The 13593-nt window shown below is 40.4% G+C and carries 13 protein-coding genes and 1 riboswitch; of the genes, 10 read left to right on the top strand and 3 right to left on the bottom strand.

Features of this window, described 5'->3' with window-relative positions:
- Positions 1-183: 183 nt before the first annotated feature.
- Together A0125_RS00630 and A0125_RS00625 are read left to right on the top strand one after the other, a co-directional pair.
- Positions 184-1542 (top strand): DUF2867 domain-containing protein, encoded by a 1359-nt coding sequence (locus tag A0125_RS00630; RefSeq protein ID WP_066750524.1) that lies wholly within the window; start codon positions 184-186, stop codon positions 1540-1542.
- 126 nt (positions 1543-1668) lie between these two features.
- The gene (locus A0125_RS00625) at positions 1669-2097 is read left to right on the top strand and encodes an EamA family transporter (protein WP_066750521.1); all 429 of its coding nucleotides are present in this window, start codon (positions 1669-1671) and stop codon (positions 2095-2097) included.
- Between the two features lie 8 nt (positions 2098-2105).
- Here the strand turns inward: A0125_RS00625 and A0125_RS00620 are convergent, their stop codons facing one another.
- Positions 2106-2567, bottom strand: coding sequence for a hypothetical protein (locus A0125_RS00620; RefSeq protein ID WP_066750518.1), 462 nt, complete (start codon positions 2565-2567; stop codon positions 2106-2108).
- A gap of 191 nt (positions 2568-2758) precedes the next feature.
- On the opposite strand from A0125_RS00620, the gene rpsF reads away from it, so the two are divergent.
- The 4 genes from rpsF to A0125_RS00600 all read left to right on the top strand — a co-directional run bounded on the left by rpsF (position 2759) and on the right by A0125_RS00600 (position 4230).
- Positions 2759-3127, top strand: a complete 369-nt coding sequence (rpsF, locus tag A0125_RS00615; protein ID WP_066750515.1) for a 30S ribosomal protein S6 — start codon at positions 2759-2761, stop codon at positions 3125-3127.
- A complete protein-coding gene (gene rpsR, locus A0125_RS00610) occupies positions 3127-3390 on the top strand; it encodes a 30S ribosomal protein S18 (RefSeq protein ID WP_066750513.1) in 264 nt (87 codons plus the stop codon). The genes rpsF and rpsR overlap by 1 nt, the downstream gene beginning before the upstream one ends.
- 14 nt (positions 3391-3404) lie before the next feature.
- Entirely contained in the window at positions 3405-3848 is a 444-nt protein-coding gene (gene rplI, locus A0125_RS00605) for a 50S ribosomal protein L9 (RefSeq protein ID WP_066750512.1), read from the top strand.
- Between the two features lie 85 nt (positions 3849-3933).
- On the top strand, positions 3934-4230 hold the full coding sequence (locus A0125_RS00600; RefSeq protein ID WP_066750510.1) for a hypothetical protein: 297 nt from the start codon (positions 3934-3936) through the stop codon (positions 4228-4230).
- Positions 4231-4258: 28 nt separating this feature from the next.
- On the opposite strand, the gene A0125_RS00595 is transcribed toward A0125_RS00600, so the two are convergent.
- Complete coding sequence (locus A0125_RS00595) at positions 4259-5017, bottom strand: copper homeostasis protein CutC (RefSeq protein WP_231863064.1); 759 nt, start codon at positions 5015-5017, stop codon at positions 4259-4261.
- Between the two features lie 296 nt (positions 5018-5313).
- On the opposite strand from A0125_RS00595, the gene A0125_RS00590 reads away from it, so the two are divergent.
- Positions 5314-7368, top strand: a complete 2055-nt coding sequence (locus A0125_RS00590; RefSeq protein WP_066750508.1) for a heavy metal translocating P-type ATPase — start codon at positions 5314-5316, stop codon at positions 7366-7368.
- Positions 7369-7501: 133 nt separating this feature from the next.
- Here A0125_RS00590 and A0125_RS00585 read toward each other — a convergent pair whose 3' ends face one another.
- Entirely contained in the window at positions 7502-10717 is a 3216-nt protein-coding gene (locus A0125_RS00585) for a TonB-dependent receptor (RefSeq protein ID WP_231863063.1), read from the bottom strand.
- A gap of 220 nt (positions 10718-10937) precedes the next feature.
- A riboswitch (TPP riboswitch) is annotated at positions 10938-11028 on the top strand.
- A 72-nt stretch (positions 11029-11100) separates the two neighbouring features.
- Here A0125_RS00585 and thiD point away from each other — a divergent pair.
- The 3 genes from thiD to A0125_RS00570 all read left to right on the top strand — a co-directional run bounded on the left by thiD (position 11101) and on the right by A0125_RS00570 (position 13592).
- A complete protein-coding gene (thiD, locus tag A0125_RS00580; protein WP_066750501.1) occupies positions 11101-11946 on the top strand; it encodes a bifunctional hydroxymethylpyrimidine kinase/phosphomethylpyrimidine kinase in 846 nt (281 codons plus the stop codon).
- Positions 11918-12577, top strand: a complete 660-nt coding sequence (gene tenA / locus A0125_RS00575; protein WP_066750498.1) for a thiaminase II — start codon at positions 11918-11920, stop codon at positions 12575-12577. Before thiD ends, tenA begins: the two co-directional genes overlap by 29 nt.
- Positions 12578-12644: 67 nt before the next feature.
- Positions 12645-13592 (top strand): zinc dependent phospholipase C family protein, encoded by a 948-nt coding sequence (locus A0125_RS00570; protein WP_066750495.1) that lies wholly within the window; start codon positions 12645-12647, stop codon positions 13590-13592.
- Position 13593 lies beyond the last annotated feature (1 nt).

The raw sequence follows: 13593 nt of genomic DNA, 5'->3' as shown, positions 1-13593 counted from the left end.
TGCTTATAATCCGACCAACATGGGTCTTTTTGATCCTTCTTTTTCATCGCAGTTTCTTTTGATTAAGAAACGCTTGTTTACTCATATTGTTTATCAAACAATCTTGTGGTTTCATGGTTCATTCCATAATGATCTGCTAAAAAAATGCTAATTACTGTATAAACCACACGCTTCGTCTGCAATATGAAAATATTACTTACCGGCGCCACCGGATATATTGGCAAGCGAATGTTGCCTGTTTTACTGCAGGCTGGATATGAAGTAATTTGCCTGGTAAGAGATGCAAGCCGCATCTCATTCCCATCCAACACGAATACAAAACTATCGATTGTAGAGGCAGATCTGACAGACGCTACTACGCTAGATCAAATTCCTAAAGATATTGATGTCGCTTATTACCTTGTTCATTCTATGGGCAGTGCCGGTACCGATTTTAGTAAGACCGAACGCATATCTGCGGAAAATTTTGTGGAAGCAATTCAAAAGACTGAGACACGTCAAATCATTTACCTCGGCGGCATCGTCAATAGCCAAACACTCAGTACTCATTTGGCCAGTCGCAAATTGGTAGAAGATGTACTGCGCAATGGCGCTATTCCCGTAACTGCATTGAGAGCTGGAATTATCATTGGCTCGGGTAGCGCGTCCTTTGAAATCATACGTGATTTGGTAGAAAAACTTCCTATAATGGTTGCACCAAAATGGCTCAAAAGCAGGTGCCAACCAATAGCGATCCGTAATGTGATTGATTTCCTAATTGGTGTTTTACTGAAGGAAGAATTGTACGGCAAGCACATAGACATTTATGGGCCAGATCTTCTAACTTACCAGCAGATGTTACAAAATTTTGCCGATGTTCGGAATCTTAAACGCCAGATATTTATTGTACCGGTACTTACCCCACGGCTATCTTCTTATTGGCTTTATTTAATTACGTCTACCTCTTTTGGCCTCGCGCGCCATCTAGTAGACAGCATGCGAATTGATGTCATACCAGTAAAAAACGACTGGGCAAATCGATTGGGCATATCACTCATTCCTTACCGCGAAGCCATAAGGCTTGCATTCGGAAAAATAGAACAGAATCTGGTATCGTCGACATGGAAAGATGCAGGTAGCAGACGCGCTTTACAAAAATGGTCTACTTATATGGAAGTTCCCACATTTGGCGTATTGACAGATCGACAAGTCAGAAAAGTACAAGATCCCAACGAAACAGCGCATAGAATATTTGCCATTGGAGGGCGAACGGGTTGGTATTATGCTGATTGGCTATGGCGGTTCAGAGGCTTTCTTGATCGGCTATTTGGTGGAGTTGGACTAAGGCGTGGACGGCGAAATGCATCGGATACTTCAGCCGGTGAAGTGTTGGATTTTTGGCGTGTGCTACATGCTAGTAAACAGGAAAAACGACTATTACTATATGCGGAAATGCGAATTCCTGGCGAAGCATGGTTAGAATTTCGGATTAATGACAAAGGCGAATTAGTACAGACCGCTACTTTTCGTCCTCATGGAATTGCCGGACGACTCTATTGGTAAGCTATGCTTCCTTTTCATTATTACCTATTCAAAGGGATGATCAGAAATATTGCGCAGTAAAACAACAATAAATTTGCTCCTAACATTATTGATTTAAATCTGTTACACCTGTACAAACAGCGCATTATGTGGTTTTTATGGGCAATGCTAGCCGCTGTATCAGCAGCTTTAGTCATCGTGTTAACAAAGGCAGGCTTGAAAAATGTAGATTCAAGTTTGGCTTTTGCGATTCAATCTATTCTAATTGTAAGCATCACTTGGTCGGTCGTATTTTACCAAGGCAATTTGGATATGTTAAAGGATATCGACAAGCCAGCTTGGATATTTCTACTCGCGGCAGGTGTTTTTACCACCTTATCCACCTTATTTTCATACAAAGCATTATCGATCGGACCAGCATCATACGTCGTGACAGTAGAACGCACTTCGCTGGTGATTGCCATCGTACTTTCGGTAATTTTTCTCAAAGAAAAACTTACTTGGCAACTGATCGTTGGCGCTACAGTAATGGTGGCAGGTGCTATACTCATCGCCTTATCGGATCGTTCGGAATAGCGAATTGTCTATAAAATATCGAGTACAATTTGTGATCGTTGCTGAAAGCTAAATTCTTCGTCTATCGCCTTACCAAGTAACAACTTGCCTATAGGCGACTGTAGCGATACGACAAAAACGGTTTGATCCTCACAAACCACTTTCCCTATTCCAACAGAAAGTAAATAAAAACCGAGATCAGTCTTCACCAAACTGCCCAAGCGCACTCTTTTTTCATGCTGCGGCGGTAGCGAGGAGATGGATTGTAAGATTTGGTAATCTTTCTGCGCCTCACTAAGCTGCCGCTGTAGGCGATCAAGATCTTGTTGTATCATCTCACGAGATGTCTCGTACTTATCTCCAGCGCTACTTTTTGTATCGCTTACCAACGCATCTTGCGACAGATTAAGTGAAGTTTGGATCTGTCGGATTTTATCTTCGATGATAATAGTACATCGTGCTAAAAGCGCTTTTTGGAAAGTAAGAGTCATATATTCGCGTATAGTAAGGAGACAAATATACTGTATATTTGGCATCTTAAACTTATACGCGTTGCCTAACGCTATCGCGAGTAAGCGGGCATATTTTTAGTTAAAATATGGTATATACTATCAAATATATTTTCTACCTTTGCACTTCCGTGTATACGGAAAGGATTTAATTAACATAATATATTAAACAAATGCAACAGTACGAATCTGTCATTATTCTTACCCCGTTGCTTTCAGAAGATGTAGCGAAAGAAGTCATCGCTAAATTCAAAAACATTCTTACTGAGGGCGGAGCCGAAATTGTCGCTGAAGACAATTGGGGTTTGAGAAAATTAGCGTATCCAATCCAGAAAAAAACAACTGGATTTTATCACTTAACTGAATTCAAGGCTCCGAGTGAATTAATTCAAAAACTAGAACTTGAGTACAAACGTGATGAGCGCGTGATGCGTTTCCTTACTATCTCATTGGATAAGCATGCACTTGCTTACAACGAGAAGAAACGTAGCGGAGCATTCAACAAGAAAACGGAAACCAAAACTGAGGAGGTAGCAAACTAATGGCAAACGAAAATATCCAATACGTAACTGCCCCTAAAGTAGAGGACAACCGTAAAAAATACTGTCGTTTCAAAAAGAACGGTATCAAGTATATCGACTACAAAGATGGCAACTTCCTATTGAAGTTTGTAAACGATCAAGGTAAAATCTTACCTCGCCGTCTTACTGGAACATCATTGAAATTTCAACGTAAAGTAGCTCAAGCCGTTAAACGTGCGCGTATTATCGGACTATTGCCTTACGTAACTGATTCACTTAAATAGAGAGGGATACGATAATGGAAGTTATATTAAGACAAGATGTTAAACACCTTGGAGAGAAAGACGATGTCGTAGTAGTAAAGCCAGGTTATGGCCGTAACTACCTAATCCCGCAAGGATTTGCTGCGTTGGCAACAACATCAGCAAAGAAAGTATTGGCTGAGAACATCAAACAAGCTCAGTTCAAACAAGAGAAAATTCAGAAAGATGCAACTGCATTAGCTTCTAAATTAGAAGCTGTGAAATTGACTATCGGAGCTAAAGCTGGCGAAAGCGGCAAAATCTTCGGTAAAGTTAATAGCTTGCAAATTGCTGAAGCATTAAAAGCACAAGGTTATGAGGTGGATCGTCGCCGCATCACTTTCGAGGAAGAGCCTAAAAACTTAGGTGAATACGTTGCTAACCTTAACTTACACAAAGAAGTAAAGGTACAAGTTCCTTTCGAAGTAGTAGCTGAATAAGCATTCATACTGAAAATAATGAAAATGGGATATCGTAAGATATCCCATTTTTTTTTACATTTATCTCAAACAACCTCATAATCTTATGAATTTTAAAAGCGTTATATCGGCCATAATACTTGCAGCGGTCATTATTGTGCTATTCAATAACCGCGAAGAAGCACCTTTTTGGTTGTTTGGCACGATCTATACTTCTAAGCTGCTTATTCTAGGTATATTCTTCCTTTTAGGCATGATTGCTGGCGGTTTTTTATTCCGCAAACGAAAAAAAGTTCCAAAAGAATATACAGCGAGCAACCAGTATGACCCATCCACAACCACTCCAGAAAGTCCCCTATCTAATCTATCAGACGAAGATCGCAATTACTTACGTAATGATTAATCTAGCAAACATCGACGAAAAACAAAGTTTATCTCTTGGTCAGTAATTGTAACTGCTGAACCAACTTTGCCGTACGCTCTTGTGAGGTAAAAATCATATTCTCATTCATGCTTTGAATAGAAGTATTTAGATGTTGCACACTGGATTTTTCTACTATTTTGGCAGAACTGTGTATGCTGTAAGCGTTGGTATATTTCAGGATTTCTACAATATTATGTTCATCTACCCCTGCACCAGGCATGATTTCAATTCTACCTGCGGCTTGCGAGATCAATTCTCGAAGTAGAGCTTTGCCCTCCAAAGCTGTTTCTTGCTGACCAGAAGTCAAAATACGATCGCAGCCCAACTCAATAATTGATTCTAGTGCTTTCCTCGGCTCAGCACACAAATCAAACGCGCGGTGAAAAACGACCTGCATGGGGCGAGCTACTTGCACAAGCTTCGTCATACGTGGCATATCTACCTTGCCGTCGCGATCTAAAATTCCTACCACAACACCATCACAACCAACCTCTTTACAGAATTCAATATCTCCTATCATTTCCTGAACTTCCACATCTGAATACACAAAATTGCCCGATCGTGGCCGGATTAATACAAATATCCCGATCGATAATTGCGCTCGCGTCAGTCGGATTTGCGTAGGCGATGGTGTAATACCACCACTTTCCAAGCTTTGGCAAAGCTCTACTCTGCTCGCTCCTCCTCGTTGTGCTGCTATGGCAGAAGTTGGTGAACTACTGCAGATTTCTAATATATAATTTCCTATTTTATTTTGCGTCCCCATAATCTGTGACAAATATACAGAAAGGTGCACAAAGAGTCTTTAGCACATACTGATCTACTTGAGATCGTTTTTTATCTACAAAAAGAAAAAATCAGGCATACACATCCGTACAGCGGCTCTCGATAAAGCAGCTTTATCTCTATATTGGTTTCTAAATGAGCTTAATCGTAATTACGCCACTCCGATGTTTAGATACTTCGTAAATCATGTGATCTTTCAGCTAAAAAATAAAATGAAAGGTCTACATATCCAACATTAAGATAGAATCAGCAGGTAATATGCTAATCGCAAGGATAATGAAACATCGACATACATATAATGATAAAGGCGAAGCAATCTGCTGCGGCCATAATGACGAGTTAGTTACTAATACCCAAACAAATGCACTATTATCCACGGAATCGTTAGCAGCAAACTGGTCAAAAAAAAATCAATATACATATCCTAATGATACTAGAAATCATCATCATACTGGAGATAGCTCCTGGACCTTATTTCTGGAACCGACCTTTGCGATAATTCTGCTGCTATTAGCCATTGCCTTTGACAACAATTGGATTAAAACAGCTTGGTTCGGCGAAATCAACCGAATTATTTGGTACGCCGGGGCATATCTTATAGTTGGTGTGCCTGTTTTAAAAAATGCGATACGAGCCGTGTCGAAAGCTAAAATATGCTCCGAATCTTTTTTAGTAACTATTGCAACTATGGGAGTATTCTACCTAGGCAACTACGCGGAAGGAGTGGCTGTGATGGTTTTGTACACAATAGGCACCATATTTCATTCATCAGCAACCTCTAGAGCCAAAAGTAATATAAAAGCGATCTCGGATCAGCAACCAACGCAGGTGACAATAGTAGAACACGACAAACTGAAAAATACACAAGTAAATTTGGTTCAGATTGATGATATCATCCAATTGAAACAAGGAGAAAAACTGGAGTTGGACGGACAGCTACTATCCGATCAAGCTGCCTTCAACACCGCAGCGCTTACAGGAAAAAGTAAATCGGATATCAAAACCAAAGGCGATCGTGTATTGGCAGGAATGATAAATACCGATAAGATGGCACTAGTACGAGTAACAAGAGCCTACAAAAATAATAAGCGCGACAAAATCGTAAAGTTAGCGCAAGACAACAATTTACAAAAAACTCCAACCGAAACCTTTATCCGCAAATGGGCAAAAGTATACACATTAATTACAGTGTCACTAGCAATGACGATCATAATAGTGCCCTACTTAATGGCTGGAAACTACGAGTTTGAAACGTGGCTATATCGTGCATTGGTTTTTTTAGTGATCTCCTGTCCTTACGTTTTTATAATCTTTATCCCTTTGGGCTATTACAGCAGTATTGTAGCCGCCAGTCGTATTGGTATATACTTTAGAGGAAGCCACTTTTTAGATTTAGTAGCGAATGTAAAACACATCGCACTAGATAAGACAGGTATCCTGACAGAAGGTATATTTAAAGTGCGAAAAGTAAACTTTAATACGGAATTCGACAGAATGCACATGCTACAATTAGTAAATGCTATTGAAAGTATTAGTAAACACCCTGTAGCCAAAGCCATCCATGAATACGTGGGAACAGTAGATCCGACAATTACATTAGAAAATGTTCAAGAGATACCGGGATACGGGTTGCGGGCAATTGTAGATTCTAAAGAATTACTCGTAGGTAATTTTAAATTATTAAAAAAATTTGAGGTAGCACATCAAATTGAGGTATCTTCCAAGCTGCTCACGCTAATAGCAGTTGCATACGGCGGTAGATTTGTAGGATACATCACTATCGCAGATAGCTTGAAAGAGACTGCAGCACACAGCATACATCAGCTAGAACAATTGAATGTAAGATGTACTATGCTAAGCAGTGATCGTGAGTGTGTGATCCAGCATATTGCCAAGCAATTAAAAATACCATATGCTTGCGGTAATCTGCTGCAACAGGAAAAAATCAAAAAAGTAAATCAGCTCAAAGCAAAGAAGGAGTTGGTAGCCTTCGTTAGCAATGGTGATAATGATGCAGAAGTAGCAGCTAGTAGCGATGTGCATATAGCTATGGGCGGATTAGAAAGCGATAATGCGACCGAAAGATCTGATGTAATTATTCAGGGTGATAATCCGCTCAAAATTATCGCGGCTATTCGTATTGGCCAACAGACAAAACAAATTATTTGGCAGAATATCACTATAGCGCTCTTCGTGAAAATGATAGTTCTGATGTTGGCCGTATGTGGACTGGCAAATATGTGGGAAGCCATATTTGTAGATATCGGTATCTCTTTGATCGCAATTATGAATGCTATTAGAATACTGCGAGTCAATTACGATGTACAATAAGTATAACGAGCACGATAATAAGGAAATAACGAAAGCAGGAAGATTGTGTTGGCTCCATAACACCCCTCCTGCTCTCTTCATTAACTGCTAAACTCCCCGGTCGAACGCTATAATTGGTAAAGTTAATGTTAAACTAAAAGCTGTACCTCAAACCGAACTGCATCTGCCAACGAGACGCAAAAAAATCCCGTGAATAGTTCGTCACATCGTCTTGATTGAAGGTATACAGAGGATAAGTAGTCGCAGATCCCGCTGCAACAGGTGTGAGCCCAACACTCGATGTAGAATTAAATGTATTGGGAGAAAAATATTGAATCCCCCAATTTCTGTATAGCAAATTCGTTAAGTTGATAATATCGTACGTGAATGATATGGTTCGTGTCTTACGACCCTCACGTACGATATTAAAATCTTGTGTAAATCGAAAGTCTGCCTGGAAGTTCCAAGGAGTTCTAGCTCCATTGCGCTCCGTAAAATTGCCGCGGCGACCGCTCAAATAACTATCGCTGTCGATGTACGCGTCAAACGCAGCAGCTTGTGCTCTTCCTTCGTCCGTTGGCGCAAAAAACATGGAGGTTTCTCCCAGACGAGGTATATACGCCAATCCGATGTTTTGCGCCGTGCCGTTGATCGTACGATTTACAAATCCCAAGGTATAAGGCAATCCAGATTGTGCATTGAAAAAGATTGAAAAATTAGAAACATATTTACCCGTATGATTCCAGTCTGTGCGGTAATTCATCGTACTTACTATGCGATGCCGAATATCAAAATTAGAATAAGCAAGCTGGGGATCATTGGGGTTGAGTGCCTGATTCATCTGCCAATTAGACTCCATAGAATTACGAATACCATTCGTAATATCTTTGGACAATCCATAGGTGTAGGCAGCCATTACATCAAAACCCATTAAGAAACTTTTAGTAACCTGACCTGTAATGCTATATCGATACCCTTGGCTCGTGTTAGACAATAAATACGCATTCGTATAAAGCGGATTGATCGCTTGCGTACCTTCGCTCGGCCGATAAATCGGTTGCTGACGATCGGTATCGTATGGCATATAGATCGGATTATCCCTAAGGTTGATGTACGTAAATTGCAAATCATTAATAACTGCAGTATAAATTCCCTCAAGGGTAAACTTCCAACGATCTGCCGTTAAGTAATCAAATGCTAAATTGCTACGCCAAGCTTGTGGCATTTTAAAGTTGTTGTCAATTAAGTCAACTTGTGTAGCACCCAGTGCATTGTTAGGGTCAACACCTTGTCCTCGTACAAAACCAGCCGCTCCTTCTCCTGTCATCGAATCAAATATGGGATCAGATCCAGCAGCTGGTACGTTAGGATTTTCACCGGTGTAAGTATATCGCCGATCGAAAGCACCATAGCTATCTCCATTGTTGTAATAAGCATAGCCCAACCATGCAAACGGTATTCGACCAGTGAAAATGCCCGTCCCACCACGCATAATCAATTGCTGCGTACCCAACACGTCATAATTAAATCCTAACCTTGGCGAAACTTGGATTTGCCCAAGAAATTGATTGCGGATATCACGAGGTTGTGTATAGGTAAATGTCGTTCCATATTGTGGATCTACCGGAGATTCTAGGGTTTTAAAACTGAGTGATGGCTTATCCGGCATTTGAGCTAAATCGAATCGGATACCCGGTGATAATCTTAATCGCTGACCAATTTGCATTTCGTCTTGCGCGTACAAACTATAAAGGTTGACTCTAAATTGGGCTGGAGGATTAGCAATGATATGATCTCGGGTATTGTCAGCATAATTAAAATTAGTTCTAACGCGGTTAGGTCTGTTGTTGAGAAAATCTTCAATACTCCCATAATTAACACGGCCATTCCATGAGTTTACAAATCCATAATTGATATTGTAAAATTCATTATGAGTACCGAAGGTAAAATGATGATTATCCTTAATCCACGTAAAGTTGTTCGTCAGTTCGAAGGTGCGTTGTCTCAAATCAAAAATACTCGCTTCACGATCTGTCCCCAAAAATATGGTACCACCACCCGAAGAAATCTCAATCTGAGGCATGGCTGGGTCGGCAGACGGTCTGCGATAATCCGTTATGTTTGAATAGCCGACTAATAAACTGTTGGACATCGTACTATTAAAATGACTTTTCAGTTCTGCTACAGTGGAGTTCTGATTATTCACCTGTCTAAAATCGATGCTGCTGAATCGAAAGTTCTGTTGGTCGCGTTCCATATTTGTGGCCTGCGATAGAATGGTATTATTTCGTACGGACAAATTATGTTTTTCGTTGATAATCCAATCCAAACGATTGAAGAACTTATTAGATCGTGAAAACGTATTGTAATCGCCATATTCTCCAGCATCTAGATTGTACCGACTAGCCAAATAGTCGCTTATTTGTCGTGCCTGATCCAAATTGATGATGGGCATATCTTCCGAACCCGCACCCAAAATCACCGGATCTTGTCTTCGCGTAATCTCTTGATTGGTAAAGAAAAATAACTTATTGCGGATAATCGGAAATCCTAATCGAAATCCAGTTTGATACTCGTAAAACGAAGACGGCATTCTTGAATTATCTCCAGCCCGATTACGTCCCGTAATCGTAGCGTTTCTCCCGAACCCATAAACCGAGCCATTCACTTCATTAGATCCACTACGTGTGACAGCATTAATACTTCCACCTAAGAAATTACCAATCTTCACGTCAAAAGGCGCTAAATACACTTGAATATCTTGAATGGCATCTAAAGAAACAGGATTGGTACGTGTACTACTTCCGGGCTGACCTGACGTATTTCCTTGACCGCCCAACGAAGGGCTAAAGCCAATTGCATCGTTATTAATTGCACCGTCTAACGTTACATTGTTATAGCGAAAATTGGTTCCCATAAAAGAGTTATTTGAACTCTGCGGTGTAGTACGCGTAAAATCTTGCAAACTTCTACTAATAGATGGCATGGTTTTAATCTGTTTTTCACCGATTCGAGTACCTCCTTTTATATTTTGACTGCTACGCCCGTGTACGACGATATCTTCGATCACAGCAGATTCTTGCTGGAGTATGAAATGGTAACTTGAAAACCCTAAAATTAATTGAGCATCATCGATGATGTCGGCTGCAAAACCTATGTAAGAAGCTTGCAATGTATACGGCCCTCCAGGGTTAAGATTTGCGATTGTATATCTGCCATCTGCATTGGTGCTGGTGCTGTAGTTAGCTCCTGTACCTTTGTTTGTGATCGTAATCGTGACGTCCGATAAGGGTTTCCGATTTTGATCCGTCGCACGCCCTGATATAGTCGAACTCGTTATCTGTGCATTGCCGACGAAAAGAACACTCATACAAAGTATAGTGAAAATTAATTTAATCCTCATATTTGCTATTTTTTTTAATAGTCAAATATCAAGCTATAATATTATCTAATTGTTAACTAAATTTTAAAATATATACCTTAAGTAAATTATTATAACCATAAAGAAAGTAAATAGTTTTAGTACCAAAAAATTCAACTAATCCTTGATAAACCATGTGATCGATATTATCGATTATTTTGATATATTTGAATGGCTTTAGGGGTATTCTACGGAATTGAGACAGTCCCTTTGAACCTGATTCGGATCATACCGACGTAGGGAAAAGCGCAGCAGATCTGCTAAGATCTGTTTCCATTTTTTCCTTAGGTATTTCGTTTCATTATTTTTTTCTTGACTTCGGATATACTAAAATGAAAAAAAAGAGAGTCCCCACTATTCTAAGTATTGCTGGCTTCGATGGCAGTGGCGGCGCTGGTATACAGGCAGATACAAAAACAATTTCTGCGCTAGGTGGCTATGCGATGAACGTGCTGACAGCATTGCCAGTACAAAATACACAAGGTGTTCGTCAAATTTACAACATTCCGACGCAGGCGGTGACCGATCAGCTCAAAGCAATTTTTGACGATATATATCCCGATAGCATTAAGATCGGCATGGTGCACTCGGTCGATCTTGTTCGTAGCATTTACGCTGAATTACGTCACTATGCAGGGCGTATAGTTTTCGACCCAGTTATGGTTTCTACCAGTGGCCATCAGCTTATTCAACAAGACACGATTGCTGCTTGCGTAGAATTACTATTTCCGATAAGCACCATCATAACACCAAATATGGATGAAATGAGTGTCTTAGTTAACAAAGATGTTCAATCGGTATCGGATATGGAGCGTGCTGCCAATCAGCTGATGCATACTGGCGTACGAGCTGTGTTAGCGAAGGGCGGACATTTGAAAGGACCACAGCTTACCAGTTTGCTAATACAAAAAGATAGCAGCGTAAAGTACTACGATTCTGCACGAATAGATACCCACAATACACATGGATCCGGATGCACACTTTCTAGTGCGATCGCCACTTTTTTAGCTATGGGAGATCCGCTAGAAAGTGCGGTTTCTAAGGCACTAAATTATGTATATCAAGCGCTCCTTGGTAGTAAAGATTTACAAATCGGAAAAGGATCTGGCCCATTAAATCATTTTCACAACCCTCAAAAACTACACATTTATGCGTTGGAGCAAACAAGCATGGAGTAATATTTCCTCTTTGTACGAGCACATCATTGGTATGCCTTTTATTCAGGAATTAAAGGATGGTACATTGCCTTTAGAAAAATTTCAGTTTTACATGCAGCAAGATGCCCGTTATTTAGAGCATTTTGGGCGAGTTCTTGCGTATATTGGAAGTAAAAGTAATGCTAATGATCAGGCAATTCAATTTTTCGACTTTGGCAAAAATGCACTCATTGTTGAAAAAGCATTGCATGAAACCTATTTTAAGCAGTTTAAGGTAATAGATGCGCATGAAGATAGTGCGATGCAGCCCATTTGCCATCACTATGTTCATTACTTGAAAAGCACCGCGGCATTCGATCCCTTAGAAGTGGCTATTGCCGCAGTACTGCCTTGCTTTTGGATTTATAAGGAAGTTGGTGATTATATTTTAGCAGGTGCTAAATCAAATAATCGTTACCAAGCTTGGATAGACACTTACAGTGGCGACGATTTTGCCGAAGGCGTCGAAAAAGCCATCGGATATACTGATAAAATGGCCGATAATACGACCGAGGAAATCCGAGTTCGGATGTGGCAGGCATTCGAAAAAGCGACCCAATTAGAATATCAATTCTGGGATGCCGCTTACCATACCATACGATGGAAGGAGTAATTATAAGAAATTAATTTTCTTTAATAGAAATATTAAAGCGATATTTATCTCATCAATATCGCTCCATATGCACAAAAGATTGATCTTATTTTTAGGGTTGATGATCTGTATTTTATGCTCGTCCTGGGGATTTTTTGCACATCGTTTGATTAATGAAACAGCTGTATTCACACTTCCTACAGAGTTAGCTGGATTTTTCAAATTACACATTAAAACTATTACTGAACGAGCAATAGATCCTGATAAACGACGCTATATTGACTCTGCAGAATCTGTTCGGCATTATATTGATCTGGATCAGTACAGTGAAATACCGGATTCGATACCGATACATTGGTCGAAGGCCAAAGAGAAATATCAGGAGCGAGTGATGAATGCACGTGGCATTGTGCCTTGGCAAATTGATCGGTCTTATCGCAAGTTGGTTGCTGCATTTTCAGAAAAAGACTTTTCGGGAATAATCCGACATGCGGCAGATTTAGGACATTATATTGCTGATGCGCACGTGCCACTGCATACAACCGCAAATTATAACGGCCAATTTACAGATCAGATTGGAATCCATGCCTTTTGGGAAACCCGGCTTCCGGAAATGTTTTCGGACGAATACGATCTGCTAGTTGGGAAAGCCAACTACATTGCCGATCCGTTAGAAACGGCGTGGGACATTGTAAAATATAGCCACGAGTTGGTGGATTCTGTACTTTCGGTAGAAAAGGAACTTGCTCAAACAGTACCTGCAAACCTGCAGCGCTCCTATCTCATGCGAAATAATGTGCTTGGATTACATTATTCCGATCATTACGCTAGATCGTATCACACGGCGTTAAATGGGATGGTGGAGCGACGGCTCCGATCTTCCATTCATCTGGTTGGCTCGTACTGGTATTCAGCTTGGGTTGATGCTGGGCAGCCGGTTCTCCAAAATTTGTCAACTCGAATACCTGCTGCCCCGCAGGATACATTGCCTTTCTCTCCATCTTCAAAATCGCTAGGAAGGCAAGAATGGCATTAAC

It is taken from the genome of Sphingobacterium populi, from assembly GCF_001586775.1.
GTDB classification, from domain to species: domain Bacteria; phylum Bacteroidota; class Bacteroidia; order Sphingobacteriales; family Sphingobacteriaceae; genus Sphingobacterium; species Sphingobacterium populi.
Note: the sequence above shows the minus strand (reverse complement) of the source record. Positions and strands in the feature narration are given on the sequence as shown.

Excerpts from the sequence above, each read along its gene's own strand:
- A0125_RS00630 (WP_066750524.1), top strand. The coding sequence starts at position 184 with ATGAAAATATTACTTACCGGCGCCACCGGATATATTGGCAAGCGAATG.
- rpsR (WP_066750513.1), top strand. The coding sequence starts at position 3,127 with ATGGCAAACGAAAATATCCAATACGTAACTGCCCCTAAAGTAGAGGAC.
- A0125_RS00595 (WP_231863064.1), bottom strand. The coding sequence starts at position 5,017 with ATGGGGACGCAAAATAAAATAGGAAATTATATATTAGAAATCTGCAGT.
- A0125_RS00625 (WP_066750521.1), top strand. The coding sequence starts at position 1,669 with ATGTGGTTTTTATGGGCAATGCTAGCCGCTGTATCAGCAGCTTTAGTC.
- A0125_RS00600 (WP_066750510.1), top strand. The coding sequence starts at position 3,934 with ATGAATTTTAAAAGCGTTATATCGGCCATAATACTTGCAGCGGTCATT.
- A0125_RS00620 (WP_066750518.1), bottom strand. The coding sequence starts at position 2,567 with ATGACTCTTACTTTCCAAAAAGCGCTTTTAGCACGATGTACTATTATC.
- rpsF (WP_066750515.1), top strand. The coding sequence starts at position 2,759 with ATGCAACAGTACGAATCTGTCATTATTCTTACCCCGTTGCTTTCAGAA.
- A0125_RS00585 (WP_231863063.1), bottom strand. The coding sequence starts at position 10,717 with ATGAGTGTTCTTTTCGTCGGCAATGCACAGATAACGAGTTCGACTATA.
- rplI (WP_066750512.1), top strand. The coding sequence starts at position 3,405 with ATGGAAGTTATATTAAGACAAGATGTTAAACACCTTGGAGAGAAAGAC.
- tenA (WP_066750498.1), top strand. The coding sequence starts at position 11,918 with ATGCGTTGGAGCAAACAAGCATGGAGTAATATTTCCTCTTTGTACGAG.
- A0125_RS00570 (WP_066750495.1), top strand. The coding sequence starts at position 12,645 with ATGCACAAAAGATTGATCTTATTTTTAGGGTTGATGATCTGTATTTTA.
- thiD (WP_066750501.1), top strand. The coding sequence starts at position 11,101 with ATGAAAAAAAAGAGAGTCCCCACTATTCTAAGTATTGCTGGCTTCGAT.
- A0125_RS00590 (WP_066750508.1), top strand. The coding sequence starts at position 5,314 with ATGAAACATCGACATACATATAATGATAAAGGCGAAGCAATCTGCTGC.